This window comes from Treponema peruense (assembly GCF_016117655.1).
Classification (GTDB): Bacteria; Spirochaetota; Spirochaetia; order Treponematales; family Treponemataceae; genus Treponema_D; species Treponema_D peruense.
The window spans coordinates 1254359-1275612 of the sequence record NZ_CP064936.1; the positions used below are offsets into that span (position 1 = coordinate 1254359).

23 protein-coding genes and 7 tRNA genes are annotated in these 21254 nt (G+C 43.1%); 5 read left to right on the top strand and 25 right to left on the bottom strand.

Annotated elements, in window-relative coordinates:
• Positions 1–71: 71 nt before the first annotated feature.
• The 9 genes from clpX to IWA51_RS05730 all read right to left on the bottom strand — a co-directional run bounded on the left by clpX (position 72) and on the right by IWA51_RS05730 (position 4226).
• Positions 72–1334 carry an ATP-dependent Clp protease ATP-binding subunit ClpX gene (clpX, locus tag IWA51_RS05690; RefSeq protein WP_177527905.1) on the bottom strand — a complete coding sequence of 421 codons (1263 nt, stop codon included), beginning with the start codon at positions 1332–1334 and terminating at the stop codon, positions 72–74.
• Positions 1334–1948, bottom strand: coding sequence for an ATP-dependent Clp endopeptidase proteolytic subunit ClpP (gene clpP / locus IWA51_RS05695; protein ID WP_177527906.1), 615 nt, complete (start codon positions 1946–1948; stop codon positions 1334–1336). Before clpP ends, clpX begins: the two co-directional genes overlap by 1 nt.
• Before the next feature lie 132 nt (positions 1949–2080).
• The gene (tig, locus tag IWA51_RS05700; protein ID WP_177527907.1) at positions 2081–3451 is read right to left on the bottom strand and encodes a trigger factor; all 1371 of its coding nucleotides are present in this window, start codon (positions 3449–3451) and stop codon (positions 2081–2083) included.
• Positions 3452–3553: 102 nt separating this feature from the next.
• A tRNA-Gly gene (locus IWA51_RS05705) sits at positions 3554–3625 on the bottom strand.
• Between the two features lie 49 nt (positions 3626–3674).
• Positions 3675–3746 (bottom strand) — tRNA-Gly (locus IWA51_RS05710).
• 50 nt (positions 3747–3796) lie between these two features.
• Positions 3797–3877 (bottom strand) — tRNA-Leu (locus IWA51_RS05715).
• Between the two features lie 47 nt (positions 3878–3924).
• A tRNA-Lys gene (locus IWA51_RS05720) sits at positions 3925–3997 on the bottom strand.
• Positions 3998–4044: 47 nt separating this feature from the next.
• A tRNA-Arg gene (locus tag IWA51_RS05725) sits at positions 4045–4118 on the bottom strand.
• Positions 4119–4154: 36 nt separating this feature from the next.
• Positions 4155–4226, bottom strand: a tRNA-His gene (locus IWA51_RS05730).
• Positions 4227–4398: 172 nt separating this feature from the next.
• Here IWA51_RS05730 and IWA51_RS05735 point away from each other — a divergent pair.
• Genes IWA51_RS05735 through csrA form a run of 5 tightly spaced genes read left to right on the top strand, consistent with a single transcriptional unit; the run spans position 4399 to position 8688 of the window.
• Positions 4399–4836 carry a hypothetical protein gene (locus IWA51_RS05735; protein ID WP_198443548.1) on the top strand — a complete coding sequence of 146 codons (438 nt, stop codon included), beginning with the start codon at positions 4399–4401 and terminating at the stop codon, positions 4834–4836.
• A gap of 21 nt (positions 4837–4857) precedes the next feature.
• A complete protein-coding gene (gene flgK / locus IWA51_RS05740) occupies positions 4858–6729 on the top strand; it encodes a flagellar hook-associated protein FlgK (protein WP_177527909.1) in 1872 nt (623 codons plus the stop codon).
• 26 nt (positions 6730–6755) lie between these two features.
• Complete coding sequence (locus IWA51_RS05745) at positions 6756–8000, top strand: flagellar hook-associated protein 3 (protein WP_198443549.1); 1245 nt, start codon at positions 6756–6758, stop codon at positions 7998–8000.
• A 22-nt stretch (positions 8001–8022) separates the two neighbouring features.
• Entirely contained in the window at positions 8023–8466 is a 444-nt protein-coding gene (gene fliW / locus IWA51_RS05750) for a flagellar assembly protein FliW (RefSeq protein ID WP_177527911.1), read from the top strand.
• Positions 8467–8688, top strand: coding sequence for a carbon storage regulator CsrA (gene csrA, locus IWA51_RS05755; protein ID WP_177527912.1), 222 nt, complete (start codon positions 8467–8469; stop codon positions 8686–8688).
• Between the two features lie 78 nt (positions 8689–8766).
• Here the strand turns inward: csrA and tsaB are convergent, their stop codons facing one another.
• The 16 genes from tsaB to nrdR all read right to left on the bottom strand — a co-directional run bounded on the left by tsaB (position 8767) and on the right by nrdR (position 21185).
• The gene (gene tsaB / locus IWA51_RS05760; protein ID WP_198443550.1) at positions 8767–9387 is read right to left on the bottom strand and encodes a tRNA (adenosine(37)-N6)-threonylcarbamoyltransferase complex dimerization subunit type 1 TsaB; all 621 of its coding nucleotides are present in this window, start codon (positions 9385–9387) and stop codon (positions 8767–8769) included.
• 2 nt (positions 9388–9389) lie between these two features.
• Complete coding sequence (gene tsaE / locus IWA51_RS05765) at positions 9390–9827, bottom strand: tRNA (adenosine(37)-N6)-threonylcarbamoyltransferase complex ATPase subunit type 1 TsaE (RefSeq protein ID WP_198443551.1); 438 nt, start codon at positions 9825–9827, stop codon at positions 9390–9392.
• A gap of 18 nt (positions 9828–9845) precedes the next feature.
• Entirely contained in the window at positions 9846–10109 is a 264-nt protein-coding gene (locus IWA51_RS05770) for a hypothetical protein (protein WP_177527915.1), read from the bottom strand.
• Between the two features lie 84 nt (positions 10110–10193).
• Positions 10194–10793, bottom strand: a complete 600-nt coding sequence (locus IWA51_RS05775) for a hypothetical protein (protein ID WP_198443552.1) — start codon at positions 10791–10793, stop codon at positions 10194–10196.
• Positions 10794–10818: 25 nt separating this feature from the next.
• The gene (fliD, locus tag IWA51_RS05780) at positions 10819–12888 is read right to left on the bottom strand and encodes a flagellar filament capping protein FliD (protein ID WP_198443553.1); all 2070 of its coding nucleotides are present in this window, start codon (positions 12886–12888) and stop codon (positions 10819–10821) included.
• Position 12889: 1 nt separating this feature from the next.
• Positions 12890–13264, bottom strand: a complete 375-nt coding sequence (locus IWA51_RS05785) for a flagellar protein FlaG (RefSeq protein ID WP_177527918.1) — start codon at positions 13262–13264, stop codon at positions 12890–12892.
• A 120-nt stretch (positions 13265–13384) separates the two neighbouring features.
• Positions 13385–14239, bottom strand: coding sequence for a flagellin N-terminal helical domain-containing protein (locus tag IWA51_RS05790; RefSeq protein ID WP_177527919.1), 855 nt, complete (start codon positions 14237–14239; stop codon positions 13385–13387).
• Positions 14240–14581: 342 nt separating this feature from the next.
• Positions 14582–15442 carry a flagellin N-terminal helical domain-containing protein gene (locus IWA51_RS05795; protein ID WP_198443554.1) on the bottom strand — a complete coding sequence of 287 codons (861 nt, stop codon included), beginning with the start codon at positions 15440–15442 and terminating at the stop codon, positions 14582–14584.
• Between the two features lie 218 nt (positions 15443–15660).
• Positions 15661–16326: a non-canonical purine NTP pyrophosphatase gene (locus IWA51_RS05800; RefSeq protein WP_198443555.1), complete on the bottom strand. Its 666-nt coding sequence runs from the start codon at positions 16324–16326 to the stop codon at positions 15661–15663.
• A complete protein-coding gene (locus IWA51_RS05805) occupies positions 16292–17287 on the bottom strand; it encodes a hypothetical protein (RefSeq protein WP_198443556.1) in 996 nt (331 codons plus the stop codon). The genes IWA51_RS05800 and IWA51_RS05805 overlap by 35 nt, the downstream gene beginning before the upstream one ends.
• 463 nt (positions 17288–17750) lie before the next feature.
• Positions 17751–18734 (bottom strand): DHH family phosphoesterase, encoded by a 984-nt coding sequence (locus IWA51_RS05810; RefSeq protein ID WP_198443557.1) that lies wholly within the window; start codon positions 18732–18734, stop codon positions 17751–17753.
• Positions 18735–18769: 35 nt separating this feature from the next.
• On the bottom strand, positions 18770–19201 hold the full coding sequence (locus IWA51_RS05815) for a hypothetical protein (protein ID WP_177527924.1): 432 nt from the start codon (positions 19199–19201) through the stop codon (positions 18770–18772).
• Between the two features lie 25 nt (positions 19202–19226).
• A complete protein-coding gene (gene argF / locus IWA51_RS05820; RefSeq protein WP_198443558.1) occupies positions 19227–20177 on the bottom strand; it encodes an ornithine carbamoyltransferase in 951 nt (316 codons plus the stop codon).
• A gap of 156 nt (positions 20178–20333) precedes the next feature.
• Positions 20334–20406: transfer RNA gene (locus IWA51_RS05825), tRNA-Met, on the bottom strand.
• A gap of 61 nt (positions 20407–20467) precedes the next feature.
• Positions 20468–20725, bottom strand: a complete 258-nt coding sequence (locus IWA51_RS05830; RefSeq protein ID WP_198443559.1) for a thioredoxin domain-containing protein — start codon at positions 20723–20725, stop codon at positions 20468–20470.
• Positions 20718–21185 (bottom strand): transcriptional regulator NrdR, encoded by a 468-nt coding sequence (nrdR, locus tag IWA51_RS05835; RefSeq protein WP_177527927.1) that lies wholly within the window; start codon positions 21183–21185, stop codon positions 20718–20720. The genes IWA51_RS05830 and nrdR overlap by 8 nt, the downstream gene beginning before the upstream one ends.
• Positions 21186–21254: the final 69 nt, after the last annotated feature.

Here is a 21254-nt window from a genome sequence, read left to right on the forward strand (position 1 = left end):
TACAAAGACATCATTAACAAGAACACTGTCTGTAATTTTTAGGGATTAGTCCGTCGGGCAGCCTTTTATTTTTAAGCCGTTTTCTGGTCTATCAGAAGCGTCTTTACGTCCGGTATTACTTTTTTCTCAACAATATCTTTTGTGATTACAAGTTTTTTCTTTCCCTTGACGCTCGGAACTTCAAACATAATGTCCAGAAGCAGATGTTCAACAATAGCCCTGAGTCCGCGTGCACCGGTCTTGTTTTTGACTGCAATTTCGGCAATCTGGCTTATTGCATCGTCATCAAACGAAAGATCCAAATCATCAATTGCAAAACTAGCCTTGAACTGCTTTGTTATGGCATTCCTTGGTTCTGTAAGAATTCTTTTAAGGTCGTTTTTGTCAAGTTCCTTAAGGGCACAGGTCATTGGAAGACGGCCTATAAGTTCTGGAATAATACCGAATTTGACAAGGTCGTCAGATGTTACCTGGTTAAGAAGTTCCATTCTTTCTTCGTCTGTACGATGTGTACCTTCTGCACCGAATCCGATGGAAGAAGAAGAAAGTCTCTGTTCTATAATTTTGTCCAGGCCAACAAATGCACCACCGCAAATAAAAAGAATATTTGTAGTGTCAATGTCTATCATTTCCTGGTTCGGGTGCTTGCGTCCTCCCTGTGGCGGAACAGAAGCATGGGTTCCTTCAAGAATTTTAAGAAGCGCCTGCTGAACGCCTTCACCACTTACATCGCGTGTAATTGAAGTGTTTTCGCTTTTGCGGCTTATCTTGTCAATTTCGTCAATAAAGATAATTCCGCGTTCTGCCGCACTTACATCACCATCAGCAGCATTAATGAGTTTAAGAAGAACGTTTTCTACATCTTCTCCGACATATCCTGCTTCGGTGAGTGTTGTGGCATCGGCTATAGCAAAAGGAACATTCAGTTTCTGGGCAAGAGTTTTGGCAAGAAGGGTTTTTCCGCTTCCTGTAGGTCCAAGAAGAAGAATATTTGACTTTTCAATCTTTACATCGTTTGCAGCCTGTGCTTCCTTTGAAAGTGAAAGCTGCTTATAGTGGTTGTAAACTGCAACTGACAGAACTTTTTTTGCATAGTCCTGGCCAATAACGTACTGGTCAAGATAGTCCTTGAATTCCTTTGGGGAAGGGACTGTGCTCATGTCTATCGGAGCAATGTTGTGAGCTTCATCGTTCAGAATTGTCTGGCATGCAGCGATACAGTGTTCGCAGATACATACTTCGTCATTCGGTGAACGAATCACGCGGCGGTTTTCGTCTGCCGGCCGTCCGCAGAATGCACATACCGGCTGGCTGTTTTTTCCCAAGCGTGCCATTATTTATCTCCTGTTGTTTTTGTTCTTTCCATTATTCTGTCTATGATTCCGTAAGATTTAGCTTCTTCTGCGCTCATATAGAAATCTCTTTCCATATCTGCAGCAATTACATCTTCGCTTTTACCTGTCTGCTGTGAGAAGTAGCGTATGCTCAGTTTCTTGAGTCTTACAATTTCCTTTGCCTGGATAGCAATATCACTTTCCTGACCCTGGGCTCCTCCCCACGGCTGGTGAATCATTACGCGGCTTGAAGGAAGGGCACATCGCTTTCCTATTGTTCCACCGGCAAGAAGAACTGCTCCCATGCTGGCTGCCTGTCCCATACAAATAGTCTGTATGTCGCACTTTACGTACTGCATGGTGTCGTAAATGGCAAGTCCTGCAGTTACTGAACCCCCGGGGCTGTTGATGTACATATTGATATCTTTGTCCGGGTTTTCGCTTTCAAGGTAAAGAATCTGGGCTACAATAAGGTCTGCTGTTTCATCACGTATTTCGCCGTCAACAAAAATAATTCTGTCTTTCAAAAGCCTTGAATAAAGATCATAGGCTCTTTCTCCGTTTCCGCTTCTTTCGATTACAGTGGGAACCAGAGTGTTCATGTATTCGTTCATAAATTCTCCAATAGGGCAGGTATGTAATTTTTATTTTTTATTTATATACTTTAATTTTACAATAAATAATATAAACAAAAAAAACGGAATGCGACAAGTAGGCACTCCGTTTTTTTAATGACTCAATGTTTTTTAGCGTGCGTTCTTGAAAAGATCGGCAAATTCCATTTTGTCACCCTTTACGACCTTTACCTGTTTGTAAAGTTCATCGTAAAGTTTGTTTTCTTTTGTTTCGTCAATAAGATATTCCTTTGCCTTTGCATCTTTGTAATGCTCTTTGACTTCGTCAACAGTAATGGAATTATCCTTTGCGATTTTCTCATATTCAGCTTCGATTTCTTCGGGAGTTACAGAAATGTTCTTTTCGCGAAGAAGTGTGTCTACAATAAGTCTTGACTTAAGCATCTTTTCGCTGTCGCCTGTCCACTGCTTAAGAAGGTCTTCTTTGCTCTGACCGCTGGCTGCAATCATTTTGTCGAGCTGCTCGGGAGTAGTCTGGAACTGCTGTGCCATCATATTCCAGCGGCTTGCCTGTTCAGCCTGAATCATAGACTTTGGAAGTTCAACCGGATTCTTTTCTACAAGCTGGTCAAGAAGGCTCTGTGACTTGAGTTCAGCAACCTTTCTGTTTTTTGCAGTTTCAAGATTTACAGCGATATCCTTTTTGAGATCATCGAGTGTCTTGTACTTTTCGTTGACATCCTGTGCCAAGTCATCGTCAAGTGCAGGAAGATTACGAACCTTTACAGCCTTTACTGTTACTTTGATTTTCTTTGTCTTTCCTGCAAGATCCTTGTCTGCATCGTCAGCCGCATAAGTCTTTGAAATTTCTTTTGACTCATCTTTCTTCATTCCGATGATGTCATCGTCAATCTTGTAAATGTTTTCGCCGGAACCTACAGTGAATACAAATCCTTCTCTTGCGCTTCCGTCAATAACGTTTCCTGCATCGTCAAGTTCGCTGTAGTCGATTGTAACGATGTCATCCTTTGCAACTTTTTCACCGTCTTTCTTGTCGATAACTACTGCATTGCGCTCCTGAATAGCCTTGAGCTCTTCCTGAAGTTCCTTGTCACCGACTGTAACCTGCGGTTCTTTAACTGTAATTCCGTCAAAGTTCTTTACTTCTACCTTGGGGAATACGTCATATACTACTGTGTAAGTAAGGTCTGCATTAAGGTCAAGAGCCGGAAGCTTGTCGCCTTCAAGACGCGGCTGTGTATAGGGAAGGGGACGGATGTCGCCTGTATCATCTTCGCTGAAAATCTGGTTGAGTGACTCGTCAATAAGATCGCCCATGATTTCCTGCTTGAGTGACTCGCCGTACTTCTGCTCAAGAACTTTTACAGGAACATGTCCCTTTCTGAATCCCGGAAGCTGAATGTTTTTCGCATACTTTGAAACAGCTGCGTTGTAGCCTGAAGCTACATCTTCTTTTGCGATTGTGACAGTAAGTTTTACTGCTGAGTTTTCAATTCTGGATAGTTCCTTGGTAACTTTCACTTGGGTAACCCCTGTATAAAAAAATATCAGATGCGGCTAAAATTCCGCTTCTTTGAGTAAAAAAAAAGCGATTCAGACAGGTCCAAATCGCTTTTCGTATAGAGCGGGAAACGGGAATCGGACCCGCGACATCAACCTTGGCAAGGTTGCGCTCTACTACTGAGCTATTCCCGCAAAAAAATTAATCATTGCGTCTAAACTATAGTTTTCCGTTCAATGTTAGAGCGGGAAACGGGAATCGGACCCGCGACATCAACCTTGGCAAGGTTGCGCTCTACTACTGAGCTATTCCCGCAGATTCTTCTGAATCGCATTTTTCGTACCGCTGTAAAACAACAATACTATTGCGAGAGAAGGGACTTGAACCCTCACGCCTAGGGCACCAGATCCTAAGTCTGGCGTGTCTGCCAATTTCACCACCCTCGCATTATGAAAGCGTCGAACCGACATACACGGAGTTTTTCAAATCCGTATGAGCGATGGGAGGATCGAACTCCCGACCCACAGATTAAGAGTCTGTTGCTCTACCAGCTGAGCTAATCGCCCGAATTGTTCGCTTTCCGTTTTGCCGGAACTCGATTACCTACTTTGTTTGCGTCCGACACGATTCGAACGTGCAACCTCCGGATTCGAAGTCCATTGCTCTATCCTGTTGAGCTACGGACGCGTTTTCATAGGTTACAGTTACTTGCGGTTCGGCTAGGGTGCCTAGTGGGTTTCGAACCCACGACAACCAGATCCACAATCTGGGATTCTACCCCTGAACTACAGGCACCATGTAATCGATGTGTTTTACTATATCTGAATCAGTCTGTTTGGTCAAGAGTGCAAAGCGAAATTTTCACAATTTTTTTCTTTTTTTTTCAATTCTATAATACTTTCTTTTCTAAAGTAAAATATTGATTTTCCGATAATAAAAGCAGAGAACTAATCAAATGGAAAGTGATATGAATTTTGAAACTGAATTTTTTTGCATTCTGAAGGAACAGAGCGATATACTTGATTCTATGCTGGCAGCTCAGGCTGAACTTAGAAATTGTGTAAGAACAAGAGTGTGGAGCGGGCTCGAAGAAAAAATAACAGCCGTTTCAAATCTTGGACACCGTTTCTCACAACTGGACGAGCGTCGGGAAGCACTTCTTCTTGCAGACAAAAAACTTGTGAATGCAGACGGCGCAAGAGCCCTTGTTTCTTCAGTACGTTCAAAACTTTCCAGAAGTAAGATAGAAAATGATGCACTTTCGGAATATATCCGCATTACCAGGGAATTTATTTCGGGAGTTCTGGACCATTGTGTTCCGCAGAGAAGCAATACGCTTTATACAAGTTCCGGAACAATCAGAAAACCGACTTCACCGAGTGTTGTTGTTAACGTGACATTTTAGTTTTGTCTTTCAGGAGTAATTATGGCAAGTTCATTTGCAGGAATTGAAATTGGAAAAAGAAGTCTCATGGCGCATTCTACCCAGATTTCCACTGCGGGACACAACATTTCGAATGCAGACACCGAAGGCTATTCCAGACAGCGCGTCAATGTACGTGCTTTTGACCCCCTTTACCGCCCTGATTTGGAAAGAGCACAGGTTGCAGGTCAGATAGGACAGGGAACAGATGTAGAAAGCATTACCCGCGTAAGGGATGAGCTTTTGGACAGCAGAATTGTAGGCCAGACAAATGTTGAAAGTTACTGGGCAACGCGTGAAAAATATTATGCAATGATTGAATCAGTCTATAACGAGCCCGAAGAAATTTCTGTACGTGGCAATATGGATAAATTCTGGCAGGGCTGGCAGGAACTTTCTGTTTATCCCGACAGTGACGCTGCAAGACAGGCTGTTGTTACGAGAGGACAGACACTTACCGATTCCATAAGACAGCAGTTCCGCGGGCTTTCAGAAATAGGAAAACAGATTGACGGTGATATAGAAGCAACTGTCAGACAGGTAAATGACATTTCATCCCAGATTGCAGCTGTTAACGCAGAAATCGTAAGAAGCCGTGCTATGGGTGACAATCCCAACGATCTTATGGACAGGCGTGATCTTCTTGTAGAAAAACTTGCAAATCTTATAAACGTGACTGTAGACAGAAAGGATCCTGACGAATTTATGGTTCACACAGACGGCCAGGTTATTGTTCAGGGCAGTCTTGCACGCCAGATAAAAAGTGTTCCGCAGATAGACAATAACGGTTACGGAAAACTTGTATGGACAGATACCGGTATTGATGCACAGTTCCATGGTGGAACACTCGGTGCCCTAATTGAACTGCGCGACAAAGATATCCGTTCAGAAGTACAGTCCCTGAATACAATGGCACTCAATTTTGCAGACCTTGTAAATGACGTTCACAGAAATGCAGTCGGTAAAAACAATGTTACAGGACTCGATTTTTTTGTTCAGCATGACTTTGTAGAAAACACAAACGGCAACTATGACAGAAACGGTGACGGTGTTGAAGATTCATCGTACGTATTCAGAATGACGGGAAAAAATGCCCTGCGCCCTCAGGAACAGATTGGACTTGAAGGTACAATGACATTTAACGGTGCTTCGGGAAATGTAAATGTTTCCTATTATGCTTCTGATACGGTTGCAGATGTCGTTAATCGCATAAATGACAGCAATGCCGAAGTGAAAGCTTATCTTGACCGCAATTCAAACCTTGTGTTAAAGGCTACATCTTCTGCTTCTATGGAAAATCCTGATTTTGTCATACGCCATGTGGAAGATTCGGGAATGTTCCTTACCGGATATTCAGGAATTCTTGCACAAAGCGGTGAAGGCGGTGCTTATGACTTTAACCGTGCCGATGCCGTAACTTCCCTTGACGGAGCGCAGTTTGCGGTTTCGCCTGTAATGAGTCCTGCAGATTATATGGAAGTTAACCCTGCAGTTACGGGTGATGTACGCAGTGTTGCCGCCGCTTTTGCAAACACAATCGGTGATGCAGACCCGGGAGACGCGCGTGCTGCTGTAGAAATAGCTGCCATGAGAAATACAAAGGTTATGATAGGAACCGGCCGTACTTTTGATGACTATTTTGCAGAAAGCGTAACCAATGTTGGTCTCAAGGGTGAACAGGCGCAAAACCAGCTTGCGAGCCAGAATAAAATTATGGACGACCTTCGTTCACTCCGCGACAGTATAAGCGGGGTAAATATAGATGAGGAACTTGCAGACATAATCAAGTTCCAGCACGGATACAATGCCGCGGCAAAATTCGTTACGGTTCAGGATGAACTTCTGGACACTCTTATAAACAGACTCGGTGTCTGATAATTTCAATAATATAGGGGCAGGTTATGACAAGAATCAGTTCACAGATCAATAATTCAGACACGCAGTATCACCTGCGCAGACAGGAAGTCAACAGCAATCGTCTTTCAAACCAGATAGGAAACCAGAGCCGCATAAGTTCATTAAGGGATGATCCTATTGCTGCGGGACATCTTGTGCGTTACCAGTCTTATCAGGGAAGGGTTGAGCGCTTTGAAAAAAATGCGCAGACACTGGCAGACCAGTTCAATGTACGCGAAGGCTACATAAACCAGAATCTTCAGATAATGCAGCGTGTAAGGGAGCTTGCAGTCGGAGGCGCTTCTGGAACCTATACCCCGGATGATCTCAAGAATATGGCGACCGAAGTGAACGAACTTCTCAAAGAGTTGGTGCAGAATGCAAATGCCGTTGGACCTGACGGAAATACGCTTTTTTCGGGTACAAGAACAAAGGGTGTTGCATTTGATGTTGTGATGGGAAATGTTCCGGGTGCAAAAGAAGCTCTTATAGAAAACGTACGATATAACGGAAACGTCGGTATCAATAAAGTAGAAGTTGATGAAAATGCATATCTTGAAGTTGACTCAAGCGGAAACAAAACTTTCTGGGCCGAACCGCAGCGTCTTATGGGACAGCGTGACCTAAGTTCCTGGCAGGCACTCGAAGACGGTGTAATCGGAATAGACGGTGTTGACGTTAAGGTTTCGTCCGGTGACAATGTTTATGCCCTTGCTGCAAAAATCAATGACAGCGGCGTTGCAGTAAAGGCAGAAATTGACCCGGTTACAGGCGGACTTAATCTTACTACAACCGACTCTCACCAGATCTGGCTCGAAGACAAAAGCGGTTCTTCACTTTCTGACATCGGAATGATAAAGGACAAAAGCCAGCTTCCTCCGTATAATATCGGAAACGGGGTGCGTGTTTCAGGCGGTTCTCTTTTTGACTCTGTAATTGCACTCCGCGATGCAATGCTCAGAGGCGACAACGAATCTATCGGCGGCCGTGTTCTTGGAACAATTGACCAGGGAATTTCCAATCTTACAACAAGACTTGCCAAGTCGGGAAGTGATTACGAAAGGGCAGTCAACAATATTGAACGTTCCAAAACGAATAATCTTAATGTAACGGCCCTTGTAAGCAGGGAAGGCGACATAGACATAACAAAGGCAATAACAGACATGAAGATGATGGAATACGTTAACCAGGCAACGCTCAGCAATGCCGGAAAAATGTACAGTAGCACTCTTCTTGACTACATGCGCTAATAACAAAATAAAGAGGAATTAAATGAAAGTTGCGACGAAAATGTCAGGAACAGTTGATGTCAGTGCAGACAGAATAATCAAAATGCCGTTCGGGCTGTTTGGTTTTGAAGATTACACAGACTTTGCACTTATTGACAGTGAATATCCGCCGTTTGTCTGGCTTCAGTCCATGCAGGAAAAAAATCTTGCGTTTTTACTTTTAGATCCATTTTTGATAAGCGATGATTACGAAGCCGATATTGACGATTCTGAACTTGCCAAAATAGGAATAGAAGATCCTGCTGATGTAAGTGTTTTTACAATAGTTACAATACCTTCAGACGGAACACCGGTTACTGCAAATTTCCAGGGACCTGTCATCATAAACAGACGCAACAATCTGAGCATGCAGGTCGTTCTCAATGACACTAAGTGGAGTACAAAGCATGGAATTCTTGATGCCCTCAAAAAAAAGGAGGGAAAATAGATGCTTATACTTTCAAGAAAAGTCGACCAGAAAATAAAGATTGGAGCCGACATTACCCTGAGTATAATTGAAATAAGGGGTGATCAGGTCAAGATTGGTGTTGAAGCTCCCAAAAGTGTAAAGGTTTTCAGACAGGAAGTTCTGGAAGCAATTCAGAGTGAAAACATTGCCGCAGCAACACAGCCTTCTGCCGAACAGCTGCAGCGCTTGTTTTCCAAATAATTTTTTTATTTTTGTAATTCGGCGTTTTTGTTTTCAAGAACAATTTCGGCTTCGCTTTTTCTTACATAGACCGGTCCGTCATAATCTTCGAGGGCCGGTTTTTTTTTCTGCAATCATTTGTTCTGCTATTTCAAAAAGGGATTCACAGGCGTCACCTTCGGGTGTAAATGCGTGGAGCGAATACAGCGGGGTTTCTTCATTTACCTTTTCCACAAAGTTACGTGCTCCCGGGCCGCATGCAAGGACTGAAGTTTCTGGATCTATTTTCTGAAGAATTTTTTCTACACCAAGATCTTCGTCTTCACCTATTTTTTCACCGCGTATGTAGAAGGCATGAAAGTATTCGTCTTCCTTTGATTCAATTAGGGGCAGAACAGATTCTATTGCTTTTCTGTACGGCCAAGCATATGCCTGCAGGGACGGAATTCCATATACAGGAACATTGTGCGCAAGGTTTATTGCCTTGAGTGTACTTAGTCCAAGCCTCAGTCCTGTAAAGGTTCCGGGTCCGAGTGTTACCGCCGTGTAGTCAAGTTTTTCAGAGTCAAGCCCCAGTTCTGACATTACATAATCAACAGTAGGAAGGATTTTTTCTGACTGTTTTATTCCGACGTCAAGCGTTACTTTTACAAGATTTTTGTCTTTTTTTGCTGCTATTGTAAGTTTTGAGACAGCGCAGTCTATTGCAAGTGCATTCATTTTTAATCCTCCGGTTCCTGTCTGTTCCAGTTTTCAATTTTAATCTGTCTGCTTCCGTCTTCGAGAGGCGTTATTTCAATTTTTATTGTTCTTTTGGGAAGTTCTGAACTGACTTTTGCGCTCCATTCAACTATGCACACTCCGTCACCGTCAAGCATGTCTTCCACTCCAAGATTAATAAAATCTTCGGGACCGTCCAGTCTGTAAACGTCCATGTGGTAAAGGGGCATTTTTGTACCTTCGTATTCACTTATAAGACAGAAAGTCGGGCTTGTAACAACGTCTGTTATTCCGAGAGCCTTTGCAATTCCTTTGGTTATTGTTGTTTTTCCGGCAGCAAGCGTTCCTGTCATTGCAATTACGTCACCGCTTTTCAAAAGGGAACCGATCTTTTCTCCAAGATCTACCGTTTCCTGTGCCGAGTGGGTTATGTACGTCATTTTTTCTCCTGGGAAAGTTTACGGGAGCGAACCTTGTTCCGACAGCTTGCCGATAAATTCTACAAGTGATTTTTTAAGCGGAACAACAGGGTAGTCAATCTCTCTGGGCAGAGGATCCAAATCTATTGTTTTTTTGCCGAACGGATTCATTTCTATAGTAAAACTGATTGGAAAAGAAATGCGTCTGGTAAGAAATTCGACGACGGCGGTTGCTTTGTATTTGTTTATATAATAAATATAACCGTCCTCTTTTGAAATGGACTTTAGCTCCAGAACTTTCATATTTTTTAATGATAATCCTATTTTAATAAAAAAACAATATCGGACGGTACTTCATTAAGTGCACCCGATTCCGCATAAAGTCTGTTAAGCCCCAAGATATTTTGAAATAGATTCTGCAAGCGACATAAGACGCGGGGAAATTTCATATTCGCACAAATCGCCTATGGTAACAGTATCTTTTGAAGACATGGCCTGTTCCAAGTCTGCAATTATCGGTGCAAAATCTTCAAAAAACTCGCCGGCAGATTTTCCGTCAAATTTGATTTTTTCGTATTCTTCGGGGAACAGCGCGCACAGTGTCGTTGTGTGGCAGAAAGAGTCAATTCCGTCTGCAAGATTTGTTATGATTTGGTCTGCATACTTGTCGTCGCCTGACTGAAGTTTTGCTGGAATTTCCAGAAGCTGTTCAGAAAGGGATTTGAGATTGTTTTGAGAGACTGATAATGCATCACGTATTTCTGCAAGACTTATAACACGCAGTTCAATGAGTGTGTCTTCTTTTATCGGATTTTTTGCCGCTTCGTCAAATTCTTCTGCGCTTACCGGCATTCCGTCTATTTTTATAGAAACAGTTGTTGCATTGTTTTTTGCGGCTTCTGCTTCAAAAGATGCAAGTACGTCCCCAATGGTTTTTTCGTTTTCTAGAGTTATGTCAACATCCTGTCCGTTTACTTTGAGTTGCATTTTTTTACCTCATTCAGATTATCGGCTAGCGAGAGCCGTTTTGGTTAGCGAAATTCTTAAGGCTTGACTGCTGTCCTTCCAGACTGTTCAATGTTCCTTCCATAGAAGCATATTTTCTTCTGAGTTCAGCTTCCTTTTGGTCCAGCTGTGTCTGAAGCCTTGAAATCTTTGAGTCAGAAGCCTTTATTCTTGTATCAAGAGAGCTTGTTTTTGAAGAAATTATTCCGCCTGACTGAACCCATGACGTGAGCTGTTTGTCCATTTTGAGTGCGATTCCGTCATCTATGATCAAATCACCGTCGCTGTCATAGCCGAAAAGATTTTTTATGCTGTCAAGATTGTTTTCTATTGCTTCGTCCAGTTTTTTTTCATCAACTTCAAGATAGCCGCGCATTTGTGAAGCTCTGTAGCCGCCTGTTCCTGTGCTTGCGTTTGTAGAAATTCCAATCTGGGAAAGAAGGGTAATAGCAGCTTCTTCTGAACTTCTGTATGGTGAAGTAACAATTCTCTGGAGGGAAGCTTTTCCGTTTGTAAGGGTAAAATCTCCCTGGAATATACCCAGTTTTTCCATTGCAGCCTCACGCTCTGTGTCTGTTAGGTAGTCAAGTTCAGTTACGACTTCGGGCTTGTTTGTAGAAAGAATCGTCATTTCTGCTACAGCCTGATTGTATTTTCCTACAAAAGTGATAATGGCGTCTTTTGCGGTTTCCTTGTCGGGTTCAATTTTTACAGTAGCCGTTTTTTCTGTCTTGTCATGAAGATGCAGCGTTATGTGCGGAACAACGTCGTCTATGTCATTTTCAGGACGTGTGAGTGTAATTCCTTCATATTTAATTTTTGCATCATCGGCTGTCGTAATTGCGTGAACAGGTGCAAAACCAAGATTTTTTGAAGAATCGAACGACTCGGGAACAGAAACTGTAATATTTTTGCCTGTAGAAGAATTTCTTACAACAAGGGACTGTGCACCTGGAAAGTCTGAAAGTTTTATTGCAGCCTTTGTTGTTCCGTCTTCGTTTTCAGAAAAATATTCTTTTCCTACTGCAGTTTCGGTTCCGTCGGCATTTTTTATAAAAAACAGATTTTCACTGTCAGAAGGAATGGGTTCAAGAACTGTTTTTTGCTGCTGCGGAATTTTCGGAAGGGAAGTGAGGCTCTGGTTGTTTTCTATGGTAATTCCGCCAAGTCTGGCTTCTCCTGGCGAAGGAAGAACAGGCTCTGAACTGCGGCTGTTTATTTCTTTTGTTATGTCTTCTGTTTCCTGCGAAGAAAAGTTGAATTCAATTGTGTCAGAAGGGCCTGTTTTGTCAGGAAATTTTATTCCAAACCCGCTTCGTGGGGGAACGGTTATGTTTTTGCCGTCAGATTTTACGCTGTTTTTTGAGATTTGCGGCATTCCGTTCTGAACAACTGTGTCTTTTGTTTCTGCGTTAAAAAAAGAAGATTCCCGCGAACTGAATTTTGTTTCTTCGGACTTAACTGCGGTAACCATTTTGATTTCTTTTGCAAAGTCGAGCGCTTCGTTTTCAAACTTAAGGCGGTTCTGTGCACCGGTTTTGAGGCTTTCTATAAGAAGTGATTTTTTATTGGCGCTTATTCCTATAAGGCTTGCTTTTATTGTTTCACCGCCACGTCTGTTGAGGGCTGTTACAAAGTCAGAAAGTTTGCCGCCTTTCCAGTTGAATTCAATTTTTTTTTCGCCTGCAGAAAATGTGTATTTACCGGCCTTTACTTTTGTGTCCGAATCAATGTCTGCACTCAAAAAACGGTCTGCTGTTGCCGGCTGAATAACGTCAATTTTAAAGGAACCGTATTCTGCTTCACGCCCTGCGTCTACTGTTACGGCGTTTTCTTCAGAAGAAGAGGCCAGTTTGTTGTTGAACGGGTTTTCAAATGAATAAAGGTTTTTTACGCTTTCCCTAAGTGTGGACATTTTCTGGTTAACATCCCGCCATGCTCCCTGTTGCTTTTTGTAGCCTTCCAGAGCCTCTTCTTCCCTTTTGAGCGGAATACGTTCCACTTCCATAAGGGAATTTACGAGATCGTTTGTCTTGTACCTGTCTGTTACTCCGGGTATAGTTAGTCCGTCTGCCAATTTAAATCATTTCATCGAAGAGCAGACCGATAGCCTGCTTCATGTGGATCTGGATTTTCTGCAGATCCTCCGATGGTATTTCCCTTATTATTTCGTTCGTCGAACTGTCAATTACCGTTACGACGACTTTGTCAAGTTCATTGTTTACGTTGAACCTGAGTTTGTGACCTTTTACAATGTCGGACAGTCTCTGAAGATCCTGTGCCATAGCCTGTGTGTCTGCAATTTTGCTTTCGATGTTTGCAGAAACTTCCGCCGCGCTGTTGGGCATGTTTCCTATCTGTGCCGCAACTTTTGGTGCCTGTTTCTGCTTGTCAAGAGCGTTAAAGTAGCCGTCCATGGCTTGTGTCTGCCCAATCGTACTTATTGTATTCATGGTATTTTCCTCCTGAACAAAGAAAAAAGAGAGGGGAAGGGGGCGCACCCCTCCTCACTCTACGTACGTGCTGTCAAAAGAAGACATCCAGATTTCTCTTGCCGGTACGCACGGTTTAATCTACTGAAGCAGAGCAAGAACGTTCTGTGACTGGCTGTTTGCCTGTGCAAGCATGGCCGTTCCTGACTGTGAGAGAATCGCGTTCTTAGTATACTCGACCATCTCTGCAGCCATATCAGTATCACGAATGCCTGACTCGGCTCCCTGCATGTTTTCTGCAGCCACATTGATTCCTTTTGAAGCCATTTCGAAACGATTCTGATAAGCACCAAGATCCGCTCTCTGGCGTGAAACCATCTTGAGTGCACTGTCAATTGTTCCGATAGCCATGTTGGCCTGGTCTGGGCTTGCAATGCTGATCTGTTCATCAGAACCCTGTGTTCCGCGGAGTCCGAGAGACTGTGCGGTCATTGTTCCGATAAATGCTGTTACGCTCTGATCCATGTTTGCGCCAACCTGGAATGTCATTACCTGATTTGTTACAGAATTCTGTGCAAAACGACCGGTAAGAATGTTCATTCCGTTGAACTGTGCCTGTGAAGCAATGCGGTCTACTTCAGCAACAAGCTGGGAAACTTCAACCTGAATCTGCATGCGGTCTTCTTCGCTGTAGATGCCGTTAGCGGACTGAACGGAAAGTTCGCGAACTCTCTGAAGAATATCTGTAGTTTCCTGAAGATATCCTTCTGTTGCCTGAATAAAAGAAATTCCGTTCTGGATATTTCTGTTGGCCTGATTAAGTCCGCGGATCTGGCTGCGCATCTTTTCAGATACTGCAAGTCCCGAAGCGTCGTCACCGGCACGGTTGATTCTTTCGCCTGAGCTGAGCTTTTCAATGCTGCCCATAAGCTGGGAGTTTGAAACTCCGAGTGTTCTGTTTGCAAACATTGAACTCATGTTGTGATTAATAACCATAAAATTGTCCTCCATGATTCTGTACAAATGCATCATGCATTCGTCCTTTCCGTACGGGCAGTTACAGGTTTTTGCGCCCCCTGGAACCGTCTTAGACCCTTACGGCAGGAACCGTTATTCTTACCTTGATATGAATAACCGTCCACGCCGTTTACGTGATATGGAGAACTTTTGTCAAAGAGCATTCTGCAGATTGCAGTTACCATGTCTAAAAATCATGGTTGAATGCCGACTGAAAAAACGGATTGATTTGAAGAGGATTTTATGAAAAGCAATAAATCGTCCGCACAACCGGCAGAAAATAAAGCACACACTTTATTTTCTGCCGATAATTATACTACACTATTGAAGCAAAGACAAGACGCTCTGTGACTGGCTGTTGGCCTGTGCGAGCATAGCTGTTCCTGCCTGAGTGAGTACCTGGTTCTTGGTGAATTCAACCATCTGTGATGCCATGTCTGTATCGCGGATTCTTGATTCTGAAGCCTGTGTATTTTCGGCTGCAATATCAAGTCCCTTTACTGCATAGTCAAGACGGTTCTGGTATCCTCCAAGATCCGCACGCTGTTTGTTGATCTTCTTGAGAGCTTCGTCAAGCGTACCAATTGCGCGGTTGGCTTCATCCGGTGTCGCAATGCTCATGACTTCTTCAGTGCCTACGTTTCTCATTCCGAGGGCCTGTGCTGTCATGGTTCCAATGTAAACGCTCATTCTCTGATCCATGTTTGCGCCGATGTGGAGCCACATAGATGCAGTGGGAACGTTCTCTCCGGTTGCCTGTGCGAATCTTCCGGTAAGCATATTCATTCCGTTGAACTGAGCCTGTGATGCGATGCGGTCTACTTCCGCAACGAGCTGGCTTACTTCAACCTGAATCTGCATGCGGTCTTCGTCGCTGTAGATACCGTTTGAACTCTGAACGGCAAGTTCCCTGATGCGCTGAACGATGTCTGTAGTTTCCTGCAGATATCCTTCAGTTGTCTGGATAAAACTGATTCCGTTTGAAGCATTCTTTGATGCCTGATTCAAACCGCGTATCTGTGAGCGCATCTTTTCGGAAACTGCAAGTCCCGAGGCGTCGTCACCTGCACGGTTGATTCTTTCTCCTGAAGAGAGTTTTTCCATATCCTTCTGAAGAGATCCGTTTGTTACTCCCAGAGCGCGATTAGAAAACATTGCGGACATGTTGTGGTTGATAACCATAGTTTGTTCCTCCGTGGAATTGTAGAAAGACAGAATCCTTTCCGTCTTTTTGTAAAAGATTACATCTGAGTTACAAGGCTACATCTGCAATCTTTTACATGAAGAGTCTGACTGTTATCTTCATCGAAGTAGAGCGGTCATGGTTCTTCAATTTGTTTATCGGTACACGTAGCAGCAGACTTTAGTTTTTTTTAGATTTTTTTTTCGGTTTTCCCGAATTATTTTTCCAGAAGTTCAGTTACTATCTTCTTTATTATTACCGAAGCCTTTCCCCTGTGACTTATGGCATTTTTCTGTCCTTCTGTAAGTTCTGCCGCGGTCTTTTTTAACTCGGGAAGGTAAAAAAGCGGGTCGTAGCCGAATCCTCCTGTTCCGCGAGCCTGGGCGGTTGTTTCTACAAGGGCACCTTCCATGGTTTCTTGGGCTACATAAAGTCTTTCAGGGCCAAGATAGAGTACCATTGCGCATACATATCTTGCACTTCTGGGACCGTTGGGGTAGGTACCTGGGGGAAGAGGTTTTCCTGAAGAAAGTGCTTTGTTTGTCTGTTCGATGATAAACCTGTTCTGTTCACTCTGCGGCGTTTTTGTTCCGTCAGCTCGTCCTTTCGGAAAGTCGGGGCCTGCATATCTTGAAGAATAAATGCCGGGTATTCCGCCGAGTGCGTCTACGCATATTCCCGAGTCGTCTGCCAGAACGGGGGAGTGAACTATATTCCACAGGGCACTGGCCTTTATGAGGCTGTTTTCGTAAAAGGTTGTGCCTGTTTCTTCGGGGTCAAATTCAATTCCCTCGTCCTTTGGAATTACAATTGTGTGGTTCGGAAAAAGTTCCGACATCTCGCGTTTTTTATTCAGATTTCCTGTTGCCAAGTATATTTTCATGCGGGACAGAATACCATTTTAGCGATATGTTGTCTATGTTTTTGGCTGCTCTGCGGATTATGTACGAAATCTGCCTTTCATCCATTCCGGTTATTTGTGCTATGGCTTTGTTGCTTGGGGAAAAAAAGCATTTCTTTTTATTGAGCATTTCCAGTGAACGTTCCCATGTGCTATTCTTGTTTTCAATTTTTTTTGCAAGAAGTTCACATTTGTATTTGTCGCCGCGTACTTTGAGTTTTTGAAGCATGTATTTCCTTCTGAAAAAAAATGCGCTGTTTCTCCTGAGTGTGAGCTTGTAAAGACTTTCCCGTTTTTCTTCCAGACTCTGGTGCGCTTTTGCAAGCATTCGGCAGAGTTCGGTACGTTTTATTCCAGTAATGAGGGCAACACGGTCGATCATCCTTTCGTTAAGGTACAGGCACGATTTAAGCGCCAGAATAAGAACAGCCATTTTCCTGTGTTTTCTTTCCTGAAGTTTTTTTGACAGAATAAGTCTGTATTTTATGGGTTGCCCTGATTTTTTATCATCATCCAGAAACAGCTCTTCTTTGACAAGTTCTTCAAGCGTGTGTTCGTCTGTTTCTGCATTTACTTCCAGAGAACTTTCGCTGCATTCATACCGGTGTTTTTCTTCTTCATAATCCAGTCTGGAAATATCGTCAAAGCAGACTTCGCTGTCTTTTTTCCTGTAACTTTGTTTTATCCGGTAGCGCATTGTATTTTTCAGTACCGTAAGAAAATAAGTCATAAAAGAACCTTCATGGCAGTTGTAGTTCCTGAGAATTTTTTCGAGTTTTGAGTGAAGGAAAATAAGGAATTCCGAAAATGAGTCTTCGTCAATCCATCCGAATCCAATGTAATTTTTGTTGACAAATACATATTCCATAAGTCTTGAGACTGTTTGTTCTGTTCCTGCAGTTCCGTTTGAAAAATCTTTGTAGATTTCTTCGATTTCTTTCATTTTTTGTTGCTCCGGTAAATTGGTTTTGACACCACCGTTGCCTGCAGTTTCCCGGTGAAGTCATGCTGAATTAATAGCAAATACCGTGCCAAGCCTTTAGAAATGTTGAAAATGGATAAAACAAGGCTGTTTATGCAAAAAAAATGCTGATTTATGAAAGTTTATACAGAAAGCCGTTTTTGTAACTGAAAAAACTAGTCAATACTAGTTGGAATTTGACTAGATTCAGTTAGTTTCTATTCAAAACTAGTCAAAAACTGATTAGTTTTAGTTAGTTTCTAGTCAAATCTAGTTAAAAATTGACTAGATTTGACTAGATTTTTTTAACGTAAGAGGCAGTGTTCAATGTGACAGAGCGTTCGTGTAGGGAACAGAACGTCGTTTGCGGTGACATGATGGGAACTGACGTTTTCGCGCTAGTGTGTGTGGGTGGGGAAGAAGAAGTTTTTTTGGGAAAATAATTTTAGAGGACTTTTGCGAATTCTTTAAGAATTGCAGGAACCAGAGTTTCTATTTTGCCTTCAGTGCTGGCACCTGCTGCGTTTTTGTGTCCGCCGCCGCCGAATTTTGCGGCAATGGCACTTACGTCACAGTCTTCACGGGAACGTAAACCAAGTGTGCATGAATGTTCTGTTTCCTGTCTTACAAAAAGTACGGCTTCTATTCCTTCTACATCAAGCATAAGGCTGTAAAGGGAGTCGCTGTCCCTTCCGTCCTGACCGTATTTTTTTGTATCTTCCATGGTTTCCCATGTGACTGCAAGTTTGCCGTTATAGTAGCGTTCTGCGCGTTCAAGCATAATGCCCAGAAGTTTTCTTGTATTCCAGGCTTTTCCGCCGGTCATCATCTGGTATGTTACTCTTGGGTTTGCACCGTCTTCTACGAGTCTTGCGGCTCCACGGAATACTTCGGCACTGTCTTCCTTAAGGAATTTAAAATAGCCGGTGTCAGTTGCAATTCCGAAGAAAAGGGTTTCTGCCTGTTCTTTGTTTGGTTTTCCTGCTACGGTTTCAAAAAGCTGCTGTACAAGACATGCTGCTGCAGGTGCCGTCGGGTCAATTATAGTGTTTTTACCGCTTGCGTCTGCAGTTTTGTGATGGTCGATTATAAAAGTGTCAAATCCCTTAAGGTCGCCGTCTATGTCACCAAGCCGTTCAAGTTCCGAACAGTCGGCAATGATAAGACCGCATTCATCCCTTTCTCCCTGTGTCATAAAAGGAAGGGCAGAAGAAAACTTTTCGGAAAAACGCTTTATTTCGTTTCTTTTGAAAGGGCCGGCACTCAGAAGAATGTATGGCTTTTTAAGGTAATCCAGAATATATGAAATTCCCATGCAGCTGGAAATACAGTCCCCGTCAGGCTCTTTGTGTCCTGCAATAAGAAATGTTTTGTGCTGTTTAACAAAATCAAGAAAATTCTGTACTTTTTCCCTGCTGATGAGAGTCATATATTCCGCCTGAAGATTTTATTTAGAGATGTCCTTTAGTATTCTATTGAAAGAGTTTCTGCGTCTGCCCCGGAAACGGTGGTTCCGTTTGGAGCTACTCCCCAGACAGGATCATTTCTGTTGAGAGGAAGCGTCATGCGTACAAGAAGAAATTCTCCGTTCTTTTTGATTACTGTCATATAGGGGCTCAGTCCCTTGGGCTTGTTGCGGATGTCAAGTTTTCTTGGTGTCTGTGCTGACCAGGATTTTGGCACGATTGTTGTTCCGACTTTCATTCCCTGTTTTGCATACATGACAATATATGCGTCTTTGTGGTCGAGAACCTTGTAAATAAATACGTTCTGGTACGATAGGTCAGAAACGTTGTCTCCGTGGTCCCAAACCGGTTTTGCAGCCTGTGCGTCCTGTGCCATAACCGAAGCAGCCGTAAGTGCGGCTAGAATGACAGATATAAGGAATTTCTTCATGATTGCCTCCTGATTTTTCTATGCTTTAGATAAGAGCCAGCATTATGGCTTTTATCGTATGCTTTCTGTTTTCGGCCTGATCCCAAACTCTGCTTGCAGGTCCTTCAAACACTTCTTCTGTTACTTCCTGACCTGTTACGGCCGGCAGACAGTGAAGGAATATTGCGTTTTCCTTGCCTGTAGCCTTCATGAGTGCAGCGTTGACCTGATAGGGCTTGAGCAGCCTTGTGCGTTCTTCCTTGAGTGATTCTTCGCCCATGGAAACCCAGACATCAGTATAAAGACAATCGGCGCCTTTTACAACAGACTGGTCGTCAGAAATTGAAATTTTTGCTCCGGTGGCTGCTGCGAACGGTTCGCAGATTTTTATAATGTCCTGTGCCGGCTGCAGTTCCTTTGGTGCATATACAGAAAAGTTGATGCCGAATTTTGAACAGATGAGCATGAGTGAGCGGGCCATGTTATTGCGTCCGTCACCGCAGAAACAGAGTGTAAGTCCCTTGAGAGTGCCGAACTGTTCTTTTAATGTCATTATGTCTGCAAGAACCTGGGTAGGGTGGTAGTCGTCCGTAAGGCCGTTTATTACCGGAATGCCCGAATACTGAGCCAGCTGTTCCACATGACTCTGCTTGAACCCGCGGAATTCAATTGCACTGAACATTCTGCCCAGAACCCTTGCCGTGTCCTTTACACTTTCTTTTCCGCCAAGCTGGATATCCTGTGTTGACATAAAAACAGGGTGGCCGCCTTCTTCGCCGAAAGATGTTTCAAATGAAGATCTTGTTCTTGTGGATCTTTTTTCAAATATTAGGGCAATTGTTTTTCCTACAAAGCGCTGGTGGATTTCGCCTGCATGTGATTCAGCCTTTACCTGAATTGCCCAGTCAAGAATCTGGCTTATTTCTTCACTTTTCCAGTCAATCCAGTTTAACAGACTTCTGCCTTTGAAAGGACTATCAAATTTTTCTGCTACCATAAAGTTTTTCCCCGGATCTGAAGCGATCCTCTGCTTTGTGAAATAAAAAACATTCAGAAGTATACTGACTGGCCTTTGCTTTGTCAAAGCAGGTCTTTTTAAAGGCAAGCCGTTCTTCGCAAATAAAAAAAGCACCTTCTTGCGAAAGTGCTTTTATAGTGGCAAGTGGGATCGAACCACTGACATACGGAATATGAGTCCGTTGTTCTACCATCTGGACTATGCCACCGTTTGAATGATTGGATAATAACAGTTTGCACCGTTTGTGTCAACAGGAAAAGTCCAAAAACTTAAAAAATTTCTGAAGATTTTATCATATCTTTTATTTCTTCTTCTGATGCTGCCCTGCAGATTTCTGTTCCGTCGGAATCAGACAGAATAAGTGTCGGTGTAAGAATAATGCATTTTGAGGCTGCAAAGGTTCTTCCTGTTTTTGATGAGGCATCAACTTCTTTGAACTGAAGGCCGGCCTGCTTGAGCATTTCTTCTGCTTTGCGGCATTTGCTGCAGTTTTTCTGGGTAACAAGGGTAAGAAAGCCTTTAGTCACTGTTTTTTGCCTCAAGACGGTTTACTTCATTTACAAATTCATCCAGGTCGTTAAAATGTTTGTAAACACTTGCAAATCTTATGTATGCGACTTTGTCTACATCGTGCAGTCTGTCAAGAACAAGTTCCCCCAGATCGGTGGTTGAAATTTCGCGCGTAGACTTGCCCTTTGTATAAGCCTGGTCTTCTATTTCATTTACAATCTGTTCAATCATTCCTGTAGAAACAGGACGTTTTTCAAGGGCTCTTTCTATTCCCTTCGAGAGTTTTTCAAGATCAAACGGTTCCCTGCGGCCGTCTCTCTTTATTACCATAAATGGTTTTTCTTCAATCCGTTCGTAGCTTGTAAAACGGTATCCGCAGCTTAGACATTCGCGTCTTCTTCTTATGCTTTCGCCGTTTGCCATTGTTCTGGACTCTATAACCTTGTCGTCAAGGCTTCCGCAGTATGGACAACGCATTTTGTACCTCGTAGATCAGGGTAGCCTATAAGGCCACCTTCCATAAAAAGTCAATGAGTAAATCTTCAG